The organism is Actinoplanes lobatus, from assembly GCF_014205215.1.
GTDB classification, from domain to species: domain Bacteria; phylum Actinomycetota; class Actinomycetes; order Mycobacteriales; family Micromonosporaceae; genus Actinoplanes; species Actinoplanes lobatus.
In genome coordinates, this window is the sequence record NZ_JACHNC010000001.1 from 4,516,527 (window position 1) to 4,530,869 (window position 14,343).

The following is a 14,343-nucleotide window of genomic DNA, read 5'->3' on the forward strand; positions in this document are numbered from 1 at the left end:
CCGTTCGCCATGCGAAAGCCTCGAGTCACGAGCACCGTACTGCTATCGGCCGGCGTTCTTCTCGCCTCCACGACGGTCGCCGTGGCCCTGCCCGCCGGTGCCGCCGCCGCGGGCTGCGCGGTGAAGTACACCGTCTCCTCGCAGTGGCAAGGCGGATTCGGCGCCGACGTCACCATCACCAACCTCGGCGATCCGCTCACCAGCTGGACCCTGACCTGGTCCTACAGCGCCGGGCAGACCGTCACCCAGGCGTGGAACGCGACGGTGACCCAGAACGGCGCCGCGGTCACCGCGAGGAACGTCAGCTACAACGGCGCGATCGCCACCAACGGGACCGCCTCGTTCGGCTTCAACGGTGGATGGACCGCCGCCAACCCGGCGCCGGTGGACTTCGCCGTCAACGGGGTGGCCTGCACCGGTGGCACCACTCCGACATCCTCACCGACCACGTCACCGAGCGCCCCGCCCAGCGCCACGCCGGACATCACCGTGAACACGGCGACCAGATATCAGACCGTCGACGGTTTCGGGGCCGCGGTGTCGATCTGGGGCAGCGCCTGGTCGACCGCAGAGACGCAGACCCTGGTCGGCCTGGGTGCCAACCAGTTCGGCCTGTCGATCGTGCGGACCGGCGTCTCACCGGTCTCCAGCGAATGGGCCACACAGGTCAACGCCCTGAAGACCGCGAAATCGTACGGCTCAGGCGTCAAGATCCTCGCTTCGCCCTGGACCGCCCCGGCCGCGTGGAAGACCAACAACAGCCGCACCAACGGCGGCAAACTCAAGACCGACTACTACGACGACTACGCCAACCACCTCAACAGCTACGTCCAGTACATGCGCGGCCAGGGCGTCACCGTCGACGTCACCTCGGTGCAGAACGAACCGGACTGGCACCCCGACTACGACTCGATGGACTGGAGCGGCACCGAACTGCGCGACTTCGCCCGCGACCAGGGCGCCAAGGTCCAGAACACCCGGCTGATGGTCGCCGAGGCGGTCAACCTCAACTACGGCTACACCGACCCGGCCCTCAACGACGCGGTCGCCCGCGACAACATCGGCTACATCGGCGGCCACCTCTACGGCACCGAGGCGGCCGGCCGCCTGAAGGACTACCCGCTCGCCGCGCAGAACGGCAAGCCGGTGTGGATGACCGAATGGAACCTCCACGCGGCCGACGGCAGCGGCTCCAACATCTGGGGCGACCCCGCCAACCAGACCGTCTGGAACGAAACCCTCGACGACATCATGCGTACGGTCCACCGGTCGATGGAGTCCAACTGGAGCGCCTACATCTGGTGGTACGGCAAGCGTTTCTACTCGTTCATCGGTGACGGTGAGGCCGCTTACGGCACCACGGCCGGCGTCCCGCTCAAACGTGGCTACGCGTTCTCCCAGTTCGCCAAATACGTCCGCCCCGGCTACCAGCGTGTCGCCCTGGCCAAGAGCACCAAGGCGTCGCCGCTGGAGATCACCGCCTACCAGGGCGGCGGCAAGATCACCCTGGTCGTCCTCAACCGCTCGGCCGGCGCCGTGAACGACGCCGTCATCCAGGCCCCGCAGAACATCAGCCGCGCCGACCACTACGTGACCTCGCTCAACGCGAACGCGGCGAGCCAGCCGGCCACCGTCAGCGGGGGACAGGTCACCGTGGACGTCCCCGCCCGCAGCATCTCCACCGTCGTTCTCACCCCCTGACGGCCGGCCGGATCGACCTCGGTCAGCCGAGACGGCGGATGTCGCCGTAGGCACGGTAGAACCCGCCGCGGGAGGCCTCCCGGATCCCGGTCACCACGTAGCGGGTGCCGCTCTCCCGGATGCCCTTGGGGAACTGGACCTGCCAGTCGGGGTGGTAACCGGCGGACACCACGCGAATGCGGAGGCGGCCGGACTCCTCGACGCATTCGACGACGACGCCGCCGGCCGGGTCGTGGACGATCTCGACGGTGGTGGACGGAGCCACCTCCGCCATGCGAGGCGGGGCCTTGACGTCCACCACCACGGGAACCGTGCCGTCGACGGCCGACCGGATGGCCTGCTCGCTGGCGTCGATGCAGGCCAGCGAGCCGTCGGTGGTGACGATGTAGAGGCGGTCGTCGTGGTATTGCATGGAGTAGGCGGAGCCGCAACCGGTGGCGAGTTTCCACAGACGGGTGCCGGCGGCGTCGAAGCAGTAGACCGAGGACGCGCTGTCACCGGCGAAGACATAGCGGCCGTCCTCGGCGGCGGCGCAGGAGAACACGGCGGCGTCGCACTGGTAGGTCTGGCGGTGCCTGCCGTCCTTGCCGAGCTCGGTGACCTGGCGGGCGGACGTGCCGGCGTAGACGGTGTCGCGCTCCTGCCAGCCGAACAGGACGGCGCCGCGGGTGCCGGTGTGCCACAGCTCCTGGCCGGTGCGCCAGTCGTAGCTGGTGACGCCGGCGCTGTGCCCGTGATGGACGGCGTTGTCGTCGCAGCGCACCATCCAGGCCGACGAGCCGCGGCCGGGCCGCTGCCACAGGAACTCGTCCTCGTGGTCGATGGCCGCGATGCCGCCGTTGGCGTCCGAGACACCGAGGACACCGTCGTGGATGTCCAGCCAGTAGATGTCGATCTCGGGTGCGATGCGGTACGCCAGGCGGGGCACCTTGCCGGACAGGTCGTACACGTTGCCGTCGTCGCAGCCGGCGTAGATCCAGCGGTCGTCGGCGACGATGCACTTGACGCCGTCCGGAAGCCGGAACTGCTGCTGCACCTCGGCCTGGTGGTTCAGCGTGGTGATGAGGCCGGCCTCGTTGCCGACCATGCAGACGTCGTCGTCGACGAAGACACCGAACGCGGGACTGCCGGTCTTGTAGCGCCACAGGACGGGGGCGCGCTTGGCGGTGGAGCGGGTGCTGACGATCTGCCGTCGGGTGACGGAGCGGGGCTGCCGCTGACCGATGACCGCCGGCGCGTACCCCTTACGGACCTTGTCGCCGATCTTCTTGGCCGCTTCGGTTCGGGCCTTGTCCTCGTTGGCGAACGACGACTGCTTGACCTGGCCCCGGTCACCGATCCGCCCGTAGCGGACGGTGAGATCGGTGCCGTCGACGGTCACCTCGTAGAACTTGTGGGAGCTCCCGTTGTCCTCGGAGAGCTCGAGGTACGTCGTTTCGGCCGGCATCCGGGCCACCTTTCGGCAGAGGGGGGAACGCCGATGAAGATAGCCAGGGGGTACGACATTCTCGACCCGGCGCGAAGCGAACTGCTTGGGTAGGTGAAGTGTTCCGTCGAGGAGACGAGCCGGTGGCCGGACCTGTCCAGGTCCGGCCACCGGTGGGTGTTCGACCGCTATGTCTGGTAGGTGGAGACCAGCTGCTGCAGTCCCGTCGCCATCGCGGCCAGGCTGTTCGCCGTCGCCTGTGTCTCCGACGCGCCCGACGCCGCCGAATCCGCCGCCGTCGCCACCCCCGCGATGTTTCCGGCGATCTCCCCGGTGCCCGTTGCCGCCTGCGCCACGTTCCGTACCATCTCGCTGGTCGTCGCGGTCTGCTCCTCCACCGCCGCGGCGATCGTCGACGTGTAGTCGTTGATCCGGCCGGTCACCTCCGCGATCTCCCCGATCGCCGAGATCGCCTGCGTGGTCTCGTCCTGGATCGCCGAGATCCGTGCCGCGATGTCACCGGTGGCCCGCGCCGTCTCCTGCGCCAGGTCCTTCACCTCGGTCGCGACCACCGCGAATCCCTTGCCGTGCTCACCCGCACGCGCCGCCTCGATGGTCGCGTTCAGCGCCAGCAGGTTCGTCTGCTCGGCGATCGACGTGATCAGCTGCACCACACCGGAGATCTGCGCCGAGGACTGCCCCAGCCGCGCCACGATCCTGTTGGTCCGGTCGGCCGCCTCCGCGGCCTCGGTGGCCACCTTCGCCGCCTCGCCCGCATTGCCCGCGATCTCGCCGATGGAGGCCGACATCTGCTCCGCGCCGGCCGCCACCGTCTGCACGTTCCCCGACACCCGGTCGGCGGCCGCCGAGACCGTCCCCGCCTGTGCCGACGTCTCCTCCGACGCCGCCGACAGCTGCGTCGACACCGCCGACAACTCCTCTGCGGCCGCCGCCACCTGCGTGGCGTTGTCGGTCACCTCACGCACCATCGTCGCGGTCGACCCCGTCGAGGCGTCCAGCGCGATGGCCAGCTGCGCCACCTCGTCGCGGCCGGTGATCCCGGTCCGCTGGGTGAGGTCCCCACCCTGTACCCGGGTGAGCACGCCGACGCACCGCGACAGCCGGCCGGTGATCCCGCGGGCGATGAGCCAGCTCGCGACGCCGGCCAGCAGCATCCCGAGGATGACGAACACGGTCACCGTGGTCTCGGCGCTGTCGGCGGTGGCACGCGACTCGTCGTTGCGGGTGCGCGCGGCGGCGCCTTCGATCTCGATGAGGCTGTCCATTCCACCGTTGAGGTCGGCGAGGATCGACTTGGCCTCTTTGTCGCGTATGCGGGCGAACGCTTCCCGATCGTCCGTTTCCGCGGCCGCGGCGAGCTTGGTGTCGCGCAGCTGCTGCAGGGCGGCGACGGCCTGCTCGACCTGGGCGGCCGCCTGCTCCCGGCCGGTCATGTCCGTGCCGGTGTAGGCCGCGAACGCCTGGTCGAAGACCGCGTCCTCGTCCCTGCTGGCCTGGAGGAACGAGCGCACCTGAGCGGGGTCGGTGGATACCGCGGCGTTGAGCAGGCGGTTCTGCATGAGGTCGGTCGAGTGCTGCACCCGGGTCAGATCGGTGATCGGCACGAGCGTCTGGCCGTACAGGTAGTCGGACTGGCTCTGCATCCTGCTCATGTTGACCAGCGCGACGCCTGCCACGCCGGCGGCCGCCACCGCCATCGCGCCGACGGCCATTCCGATCTTGGTGCCGACCCTCAGGTCGGTCACCAGCCGCGTCCACCGGTGGCCGCGGAATCCCTGCATCTCGTCCGACCTGCTCACTGACACCCCCGTATTCGTGACCGGCTCAGCCGGGTGTGGCCCCCACCACGTTGCGTTTCTGATCGGATGGGCGGCGGAGTCGCTGAATACTTCGGCGCAGGAAATATTCAGAGGACGATCGGTCCACAGTGGGTGCGGCGCCGGCCCTGACCGCGGAGCCGATCACCTCTGGGCAGCGCGGTTGATCCGCCCTTTCCGTAGCCGATATGCCGCTAATGTGAGGTAAACAGCCAGAGACGCGCCTCGCGATGTCGCGGAAATCGCGAAATCGACGTGAACTGGCCTTATGTGTGACACCTCCCCAGGAGTGGAGACATGCAGAGGTTGCGTCGCGTTCGTGTCGGCGCGCGGCTCAGCGCCACTTTCGGATCGGTGACGCTCCTGCTGGTCGTCATGATCGGTGCTGCCGTCTGGAACATCGTCGCGCAGCGCCGCGCGGACCAACGCGTGGCCGCGTCCGCGGCGCTGCAACGTGACGCGCTCATCGCCAAGTTCCGCGCCGCCGACCTCAACGGCTGGCAGACCGGGTACGCGTTCAACGCGATCCGGGGCGTGCCGGACGCCACCACCGACACCGTGGGTATGCGTGCGAAGTTCCTGACCTCAGCGGAGGCCCTCAGGCAGGATCTCGCCCGGATCGGAGCCCATGACCTCAGCGCGGGGGAGCGGCGGCAGCTGGTCACCGCGGAGAACGCGTTCGCCCGCTTCATGGAGATCGACGAGCGGATCGTGGCCGGGTACCGGGCCCGCACGCCCGCCATGATGGCGGCGTCCGACGACCTGGTCGCGGGTGAGGCACTGGAGTGGTTCGACCGGGCCGCCACCGCGGTCGACCAGCTCGCCGTGCAGGCGCAGGCCGAGACGGCAAGCGACGCCGCCGCGGCCCGAACGACCAGCACCAGAGGGCTGACGCTCATGGTCGTCGTCGGTCTCACCTGTCTCGTGATCGCCACGGTGCTCACCTGGACAGCGGCGCGCAACCTGGTGAACAAGGCACGGAACAAGGCGATACTGGCCGCCATCGTCGAGCAGTCCGCCGACGCCACCCTCACGCTCGCTCTCGACGGAACCATCACGACCTGGAACAGCGGCGCCGAGCGCCTCTACGGGTACACCGCCGGCGAGGCCATCGGCCGTCGCGTGGCGATGCTGCTGCAACCCGACACCGAAGCCCGGCACGCCGGAGTGCTCAAAGGTCTGGCCGACGGCATCGAGTTCCAGCTCGAGGAGACGCCACGACGGCGCAAGGACGGCACCGAGATCTTCGTGTCGACGAACGTCTGGCCGCTCCGCGACGATGACGGGAGGCTCATCGGCGGTGCGGCCACCGAGCGTGACGTCACCGCCCGCCGACGGCGGGAGGCCGAACAGAGGATCGCCGACGAACGCGCGGCCCGGGCCGCCCGCCTGGAGAGCCTCGGCCAGCTTGCCAGCGGCGTGGCACACGATTTCAACAACCTGCTCGCCATCATCCTCAACTGCATCGAGTTCATCGCCGAGGACACCGGCGACGAGGCGGCGGACGATCTGACCCGGATCCGCAACGCCGCCCATCAGGCCCAGGAACTGACCAGCCAGCTGCTGCTGTTCGCCAAACGGGAACCGACCCACGTCGAGATCGTCGACCTGAACACGGTCGTCACGGACGCCACCGACCTGTTGAGCCGGGCCATCGGCGCCGGCGTCACCCTGCGGTGCCACACCTGCTCCAGGGCCCTGCCGGTGTACGCCAACCGCAGCCGCCTCGACCAGATCCTGCTCAACCTCGTCATCAACGCCCGCGACGCGATGCCCGGCGGTGGATTCGTAGCGATCGCGACCAGCATCGTCGAGCTTTCCGAAGACCCGGCCCAGCCCTTGCCGCCCGGGCGCTACGCCCAGTTGACGGTCAGCGACAACGGCATCGGCATGAGCGCGGAGGTCAAGGACCGCCTTTTCGAGCCCTTCTTCACCACCAAGCCGGCCGACCAGGGCACCGGCCTCGGGCTCGCCACCGTCTACGGCATCGTCGGCGACGCCGGAGGCACCATCACCGTGGATTCCACGCTCGGCGCCGGCACCACCTTTCGGATCCTGCTGCCGCTGTCGCCGTTCGTCCGCCCGGAGCCGGCGCCGGAACACCGCACACGCTCGTCCTCGGGACTGCCCGGATAGCGGACGATCCCGTCGGCCCGCCTACGGCGTCGCCTCCCGAAGCCATTCCCCGGCGAGCAGGGCGTACGTGTACCCGTCCACCCAGCCCCGCTCGGCGTGCCAGGAGTCGCCGACACCGTGCTGCTCACGCCGCATGCCGACCTTTTCGAGGACCCGCACCGAGGCGAGATTGTCCGCGAAGCAGCCGGCGGTGATCCTTCGAATACCGAGCTGTTCGAACGCGTACGCCACCATCGCGGTGACCGCCTCCGTCGCGTGACCCCGGCCGCCGAAGGCCGGGTCGAAGGTGTAGCCGAGCAGGGCCTCCGTCCGCGACGGCATGCCGGGCTGACCCATGCCGTCGAGAGCCTCGAGTGAGACGGTTCCGATCACCACGCCGTCCAGCACGACCGCCTTGCTGTGGTCGTGCGGGTCCGCCGTCGCGCGCCGCCACGCCGTCCGGAAGGACTCCGGTTCCACATTCGTACGCAACAGCCAGTGGGTGACCTCCGGCAGATTGCGGTACTCCAGGATCCGGTCGATGTCCTCGTCACGCACCGGGCGAAGCTCGAGGCGTTCAGTGCGCAGAATGTCGTTCCCCATGGGGCGGGACGTTAGTGAACACCCCACAACCTCACACCCGATTATCCGCTCGCCGGCATCCGTACGTGAAACGTCTCACGCTTGGCCCGAACTGGTCGCCTCGCGTCCCCGCAGGGCCGATGAGGCACGGCGTGCCACAGACGGGCACCACGACAGACCGACCCTTCTACGAATTACCCGGGAGACCGAGTGCGTATCGCCAACGTCCGTGTGGGCCGCCGGATGACAATCGCGTTCGCCACGCTCACCGCACTCATCGTGGCATCGGCCGGGGTCGGCTGGTGGGGCCTGGAGAAGACCAGCGAGGCACAGCAGCGTCTCGACAGCCTGGTCGAGGTCCACGACCGGGTCGCGGAGGCGCGCCTGCAACTGGCCGACATCAGTGGCTGGCAGGCCCTCGTCGTGCTCGACGTGGCGGTCGACGGTTTCCGGACGGCCACCGGCCCGGACGGAGCGAACCGCAAAGGCCTGCTGGAAGCCAAGGACGCCGTCTACGACCTGCTGGAGCGGGGCACCGCCGCGGCGACGACCACGCACGAGCGGGACCTGTGGGACCAGGTCAGGTCCGGCTGGGACGACTACTTCGCCGAGGACGACGCCCTGATGCGCGCGATCGAGAAGAACGAGCGGGCGGGCACGGCCGCGGCACAGAAGAGCTTCAACACGGGTACGACCGTCGAAACCTACGAGCGCATCGCCGACCTGTCCACCGCCCTGGAGGAGGACCTGAAGGCCCGGATGGCCGACGAGCGCGCCGACGCGGCCGACCTGCGCCACACCAGCTACGTGGCCCTCGGCGCGGCCCTGCTCGCCGCGCTGGCGGTGGCCACGGCCCTCAGCATCGTCATCACCCGCTCGGTGGTGCGCCCGCTGTCCACCGTGGTCGGCGCGCTGCGCGGGCTGGCCACCGGGGATCTCACCGTCCACGCCGATGTGCCGGGCAGGGACGAACTGGCCGAGCTGGGCGCCGCGCTCAACGAGACCACCTCGGCGCTGCGCAAGACCATGGGCGAACTGTCCGGTCACGCCGAGCACATGTCCGAGGCGTCCACCGACCTGACCGAGACCGCCTCGCAGATCGCCGCGGTCGCGGCCCGGACCAGTGGTGAGGCCGAGACGGTCGCGGAGAGCGCGGAGCGGGTGTCGGCCAACGTCCACACCGTCTCCGCCGGCAGTACGCAGATGGGCGGCTCGATCAGCGAGATCGCCGTGAACGCCGCCGAGGTCGCCACCGTCGTCCTGCAGGCGGTCGCCGCCGCCAAGAAGACGACCGCGACGATGACCCGCCTCGGCGAGTCGTCCACCGAGATCGGGACGGTGGTCAGGGCGATCACCGCGATCGCCGAGCAGACCAACCTGCTCGCCCTCAACGCGACGATCGAGGCGGCCCGCGCCGGCGAGATGGGCAAGGGCTTCGCGGTCGTCGCCAGCGAGGTCAAGGATCTCGCGCAGGAGACCGCGCGGGCCACCAGCGACATCGCCGGCCGGGTCCAGGCGATCCAGGACGACACCGTCGGCGCGGTGACCGCGATCGAGGAGATCGCCGAGATCATCAGCCGGATCAGCGGCTACCAGGACGTCATCACCTCGGCCGTGGAGGAGCAGCGCGCCACGACCACCGAGATGAGCCGCAACGTGTCCGAGGCGTCGACGGCCACCGAGCAGATCGCGGCGACCATCGCCAGCGTCGCGTCGGCGGCGAACACGACCGCCGACGGGGTCGACCGCTCCCGTCAGTCCGCCGCCGAGCTGGCCGCGGTGGCCGGCGACCTGCGTACCCTGGTGTCCGCCTTCAAGCTCTAGAGATCTTTCGTGGCCGGTGCGGCGAGAGCGCCGCCTCGGCCGCGTCCAGCAGCGCCTCGGCGCTTTCCGGCCTGCCGTGGTGGGCCACGGTCAGCTCGGTGTGCCCGGGCAGCGCCGTCGCCACGATCGACAACGGGGCCGTCGGCGCGTGCGTCGGCAGGGCGAAGACCGTCGACGCCTGGAACCCGCCGGTGCTGAAATCGGCCGGATCGACGCGACCGAGGTGCGACAGGATCGCCGAGCACAGGTGCCGGTCACCGGCCACCGTCAACAACCGGGAGAGCAGACCGAGCGGCAGCCGGTACGCGGCCCGTTCCAGTGCCCCGCCGGTGACCTCGCGGCGCTCGACGAGGGCGCGCAGGATCTGTTTGTGCAGGGTCTCCCACGTCTCGTCCGGCCCCGCGGCGAGGAACACCGGCAGGCTCAGGTTGGCGGTGCTGCGCATCGCCGTGTCGTGCCGGCGCAGGTCGACCGGCACCATGAAGCGGGACCGGCCGGCACCGGTGAACGCGGCCACCGCCGCGGCGAGCTTCGCGACGAGTCCGGGATGGTTGCCGTCGATGGTCCGCCGGGCCCAGTGCCGCGCCGCCGCGGGTTCGACGGGTGAGCGCCAGCCGGCGCTCGCGCGGGGTCGCCGGCCGGGCGTGCCCAGCCGCTCGACCAGCTCGTAGTCGGTGAGCGCCGCCGGGGCGCCGAGCGGCGGCTCGCCGCGAAGCGCCCGGAACACGTCCGCGATCCAGGTCAGCGCGCCCCGCCCGTCCATCACGGTGTGCGACACCCGGAACAGCACCCCGCCCTCGGCGGCCACGACCTCACAGGTGCGTTCCAGCGGAGCGGACGCGTGATCGGTCCACCGCGAAGTGCCGTCGGCGACGGTCACCGGCGGGGCCTGCCCGGTGTCGACCCAGACGCGGCCCTGCCGGGTCAGGCGCGCCCCCGGGCAGGCGGCCGACGCCACCCGCACCGCCCGGGTCAGCGCCGCGGGGTCGAGGCGTCCCTCGCCTTCGACGACGAGCTGGACGGCGAAGGGCGGCATGGTGCGCTCAGCGGCCAGGTAGAGCCATTCGGTCGGCGACACCGGCCGCTCATAGCGGCTCACCGGACGTGCCTGGTGAACGCGTCGACGCCACCGATGCCGTCGGCCCACGCGCGCAACTGCCGGAGCCCGGTCCGCTGGTCGATCACGGGGGCGTACCCGAAGTCGCGGGTGGCGGCGCTCGTGTCGTACGTGCCCGATCGTGTCAGCAGCGCGACCGAGTACCGCGACAGCGGCGGGGAGTGCCGATGGCGCAGGTACGGGATGCGCCATACGGTCTCGACCGTTGCGACGAGCGCGTCGCGTACGGCCGGCGGCACCCGGCGCGCCGGTGGTGCCGCGTCGAACAGCCGGGCGACCCGCGCGATCAGCGCCCACACATCGGTGATCTCGGCGTCGGTCACGAAGTAGGCCCGGCCGCCGACCCGGTCCGAACCCGCGGCGAGCAGGCAGGCCCGCGCGGCGCTGGTGGCGTGGCACAGCGAGGCGTGCACGGTGCGACCGCCGGAGAGGTCGGGCAGGCGTCCGGTACGCAGCTTCGCGATCAGCCGGGGCATGAAGCCGAATCGGTCACGCGGCCCCCAGATGCCGCGCGGGCGCAGCGCGCAGGTGGTGAACCCGGGCGCGTTCGCGGCCAGCACCAGGCGTTCGGCCGCCGCCTTGGTCTCCGAGTACAGGTTCAGATATCTGGCCGGGTACGGCGTGCTCTCGTCGACGGCGACCTGATCGCCGCCGTCCATCACGGCGCTCGGGCTGCTGACGAACACGAACCGGCGTACGCCGTTGGCGCGAGCCGCCGCCAGCAGCCGTTCGGTGCCGGCGATGTTGGTGTCGTGGAACTGTGCCCGGGTGCCGTGATCGGTCACCCGGGCTGCCGAGTGGTAGACGACCTCCACCTCGCGGGTCGCCGCGTCGAGTGACGCCGGGTCGGACAGATCCCCGCTCACCGGTTCGACGCGATGCGCGCCGACATCCATGGACAGGGTCGCACCCGGGCGCAGCAGGGCGCGTACCTCGTCGCCGGCCGCGACGGCCGCCTCGGCGAGGTGCCCGCCGAGGAAGCCGGAGGCGCCGGTCACCAGGACCTTCACGGCAGACCTCGCCACCAGGTCGCGCCGAACACGACGGTCATCGCGGCGGCGCGTGCCCGGGTGATGCCGGCCCGGCGGGCCCGGGGCAGCGCGACCGGGAGCTGCATGAGGTGCACGACGATGCTCAGGAACGCGTCGATCCACCACAGTGCCCACAGCGCCGGGTGCGGCATCGGCCCGAGCAGGCCGTACCCGAGGAATGCCCAGCCGGCCAGCGGGAGGAGGCGCGGTGCGAGGTCGCGCCGGCGGCCCGGCCGCAGCCGGTGTGCCGCCCAGCGTGACAGGTACTCCCGGTTGATCTTCGCGTTGTGCCGGATGTCGACCGGGAACGACGGATGGAACAGGAACGTGTCCAGGGTCTTCGTCATCGGCTGGCTCTGCGCCAGCTCGTGCAGTTCGCGGCGCAACCGGTCGTGATCGGTGACGCCGGGGCGCGCCTCGACGCACACCACCGGACGGCCGTCGGCCTCGACCAGAGCCGTGCGGTGCACGTCCGGGTGGATGTCGAAGACCCCCTCACACTGCACGGTGTGCAGGTCACCGACCCGTTGGCTCTTGCGCCCGCAGAACCAGATCCGGCCCTGGCCGTCGATCCAGCCGAGATCACCGGTACGGTGCCAGCGCCGGTCACCGTCGGCGATCTTGGCGGCCGCGTCGGCCTCGGGCAGCCGATGGTAGGCGGGACTGACGGTGGGGCCGGCGATGGTGATCTCACCGATGTCGCCGGGCGCCGTACGCAGGTCCTCGCGCCACACCGGCATGGGCTCGTCGGTGATGCGCACGATGCGCACCTCGATGCCGTCCACCGGACGGCCGACGCACGTTCCCGCCCCGGCGCGGCTGCCGGTGCGGGTGTCGCGCAGGATCTCGCGCGCTTCGATCGAGGCGATCGGCAGCGCTTCGGTCGCGCCGTAGGTGGTGTGGAAACGCAGGTCAGGGCGGTGCAGCAGGGGGACGAGCCGATCGGGGACCGGTGCGCCACCGGAGACCAGGGTGCGCAGCGACGGCAACCGCCGCCCGGTGTCGCGCAGGTACCGGCCGAACGGGCCGAGCAGGGCCGGAGAGGCGAACATCGTGGTGACGCCGTATTCCTCGATCGTGTCGGCGATCGCCGCCGGGGCCGCGGCGCCGACACGGGCCGGGTCGATCGGGGCGAGCACGCAGGTGGAGCCGATCAGCAGGTGCAGGACGCCGAACATCGGCGAGGTGACCAGCGCGACGTCGCCGGTCGACTGGCCGTGTGCGGCGATCACCTGCTCGACCGTCGCCTCCAGGGCGCCGTGGGTGGACTCGACGCCCTTGGCCGGCCCGGTGCTGCCGGTGGTGAAGCCGATCATCAACAGGTCGCCGGCGTCCGGCGGGGCGGTCGGCGCCGGGCCCGGGTGGGTGGCGAGCGTACGCAGCGTGGTTCCGCCCCAGCCCCAGCGCCGTCCGGCGGTGACGAGGGTGCGCGTCCCGGCGAACGCGCGCCGGTTCAGCAACCGCACCACGTGCGCGGCCCCGATGCCGATGAACGCGTCGGCTCCGGTGCTGCGGTAGCAGTGCAGCATCCGGCGTACGCCCATGCCGGGGTCGACGACGACCGGCACCGCGCCGAGCTTGAGCAGCCCGAACAGCACCGGGAACAGCTGGAGCCCCGGACGCAGCATCAGGACGGTCTTGGTGCCCTTGCCGATGCCCAGCGCGTGCAGGCCGGCGGCGTACGTGTCGGATTGTTCGTCGAGTTGGCGGAAGGTCAGCCTGCCGTGGCCGGGCCGGATCACCGCGTCCCGAGTGCCGAGGTCACGCGCGTGGGCGGCCAGCCGGGCGGCGACGCCGGCCACGGTCGAGGTGGCCATCAGCGGGCGCCGCGGTAGACCGAGCAGGCCACCGACAGGCCGGCACCGGCCGCCACGAACAGTGCTTGCGGGTACGCGGCCGCCTGGCCGGTGCTGACCGCCTGGTGGTACGCGAAGGTCAGCGCGGAGGAGTGCGGGTCCGCGTCGACACCCTGCACGGTGACCACGGCCGGCGCCGCGATCCCCAGGCGCCCGGCCAGCTCGGCCGCGAACGTGGGCGTCGGTTGCGACGCGACCAGCAGGACGTCCGACAGGTCGATGCCTTCCGCGGCGGCGTACCGGGCCGCCTCGGCCGCCGCGAACTCGACCAGCCGCTCGGTGTAGTCGGCGTCCCGTTCCACCGTGACCCGCTCGCGTCCCAGCGTTCCGACCGCGTCGAGGTCGATGTAGCCGACGACGCCCGGTGTGTCGCCGGCATCGGCCGCGGTGCCGACCCGGCCGAACCCGGCGCCGGCATCGGTCGTGCGCGACAGCAGGATCGCCGCGCCGACCGAGGCATAGCCGAAGGCCGGGTCCGGCCGGCCGGACGGGTGTGCGTCGCCGGAGACGACCAGGACGAACTCGGCGTCGCCGGTGTCCAGGAACGCACCGGCCACCTGCACCGCGTTGAGTACCCCGCAGGCGCCGTTCATCAGGTCGAAGGACAGGGCCGCGCGGCCCGAGCGCAGGTAGTCCAGGTTGGTGCCGACGTTCTTCTGGATCAGCGCCGACATCGCCGGCTCGGCCATGTTCTCGTCGCGGTAGACACCGACGTTGATCAGGAGGTCCACCTGGTCGGGGCCGATGCCGGCTCGTTCGAGGCAGGCCGTGGCGGCGGCCGAGGCGTGCGCGATGGAGCCGCCGAGGTGCGGGTCGGTGCTCACGGCCGTGGACGTGATGGCGGTGGGCATGC

The 14,343-nt window shown here is 70.9% G+C and carries 10 protein-coding genes; 3 read left to right on the top strand and 7 right to left on the bottom strand.

What is annotated here, in order from left to right:
• Window positions 1-9 precede the first annotated feature (9 nt).
• Window positions 10-1,701 (top strand): cellulose binding domain-containing protein, encoded by a 1,692-nt coding sequence (locus BJ964_RS20855; RefSeq protein ID WP_188122228.1) that lies wholly within the window; start codon window positions 10-12, stop codon window positions 1,699-1,701.
• 22 nt (window positions 1,702-1,723) lie between these two features.
• On the opposite strand, the gene BJ964_RS20860 is transcribed toward BJ964_RS20855, so the two are convergent.
• Both BJ964_RS20860 and BJ964_RS20865 read right to left on the bottom strand, forming a co-directional pair.
• Window positions 1,724-3,148, bottom strand: coding sequence for a WGR domain-containing protein (locus BJ964_RS20860; RefSeq protein WP_188122229.1), 1,425 nt, complete (start codon window positions 3,146-3,148; stop codon window positions 1,724-1,726).
• Window positions 3,149-3,315: 167 nt separating this feature from the next.
• Complete coding sequence (locus BJ964_RS20865; RefSeq protein ID WP_268248028.1) at window positions 3,316-4,893, bottom strand: methyl-accepting chemotaxis protein; 1,578 nt, start codon at window positions 4,891-4,893, stop codon at window positions 3,316-3,318.
• A gap of 426 nt (window positions 4,894-5,319) precedes the next feature.
• Between BJ964_RS20865 and BJ964_RS20870 the strand changes: the two genes are divergently transcribed.
• Window positions 5,320-7,101: a two-component system sensor histidine kinase NtrB gene (locus BJ964_RS20870; protein ID WP_229806989.1), complete on the top strand. Its 1,782-nt coding sequence runs from the start codon at window positions 5,320-5,322 to the stop codon at window positions 7,099-7,101.
• A 21-nt stretch (window positions 7,102-7,122) separates the two neighbouring features.
• Here BJ964_RS20870 and BJ964_RS20875 read toward each other — a convergent pair whose 3' ends face one another.
• A complete protein-coding gene (locus BJ964_RS20875; protein ID WP_188122230.1) occupies window positions 7,123-7,683 on the bottom strand; it encodes a GNAT family N-acetyltransferase in 561 nt (186 codons plus the stop codon).
• A 189-nt stretch (window positions 7,684-7,872) separates the two neighbouring features.
• Here BJ964_RS20875 and BJ964_RS20880 point away from each other — a divergent pair, with 189 nt between their 5' ends.
• Window positions 7,873-9,486, top strand: coding sequence for a methyl-accepting chemotaxis protein (locus tag BJ964_RS20880; RefSeq protein WP_188122231.1), 1,614 nt, complete (start codon window positions 7,873-7,875; stop codon window positions 9,484-9,486).
• On the opposite strand, the gene BJ964_RS20885 is transcribed toward BJ964_RS20880, so the two are convergent.
• The 4 genes from BJ964_RS20885 to BJ964_RS20900 are packed head-to-tail and all read right to left on the bottom strand — an operon-like array spanning window position 9,476 to window position 14,341.
• The gene (locus BJ964_RS20885) at window positions 9,476-10,585 is read right to left on the bottom strand and encodes a peptide synthetase (RefSeq protein WP_188122232.1); all 1,110 of its coding nucleotides are present in this window, start codon (window positions 10,583-10,585) and stop codon (window positions 9,476-9,478) included. The genes BJ964_RS20880 and BJ964_RS20885 overlap by 11 nt on opposite strands.
• The gene (locus BJ964_RS20890; protein ID WP_188122233.1) at window positions 10,582-11,613 is read right to left on the bottom strand and encodes an NAD-dependent epimerase/dehydratase family protein; all 1,032 of its coding nucleotides are present in this window, start codon (window positions 11,611-11,613) and stop codon (window positions 10,582-10,584) included. The genes BJ964_RS20885 and BJ964_RS20890 overlap by 4 nt, the downstream gene beginning before the upstream one ends.
• Entirely contained in the window at window positions 11,610-13,451 is a 1,842-nt protein-coding gene (locus BJ964_RS20895; protein ID WP_188122234.1) for a fatty acid CoA ligase family protein, read from the bottom strand. The genes BJ964_RS20890 and BJ964_RS20895 overlap by 4 nt, the downstream gene beginning before the upstream one ends.
• Entirely contained in the window at window positions 13,451-14,341 is an 891-nt protein-coding gene (locus BJ964_RS20900; protein WP_203832490.1) for a beta-ketoacyl-[acyl-carrier-protein] synthase family protein, read from the bottom strand. Before BJ964_RS20900 ends, BJ964_RS20895 begins: the two co-directional genes overlap by 1 nt.
• Window positions 14,342-14,343 lie beyond the last annotated feature (2 nt).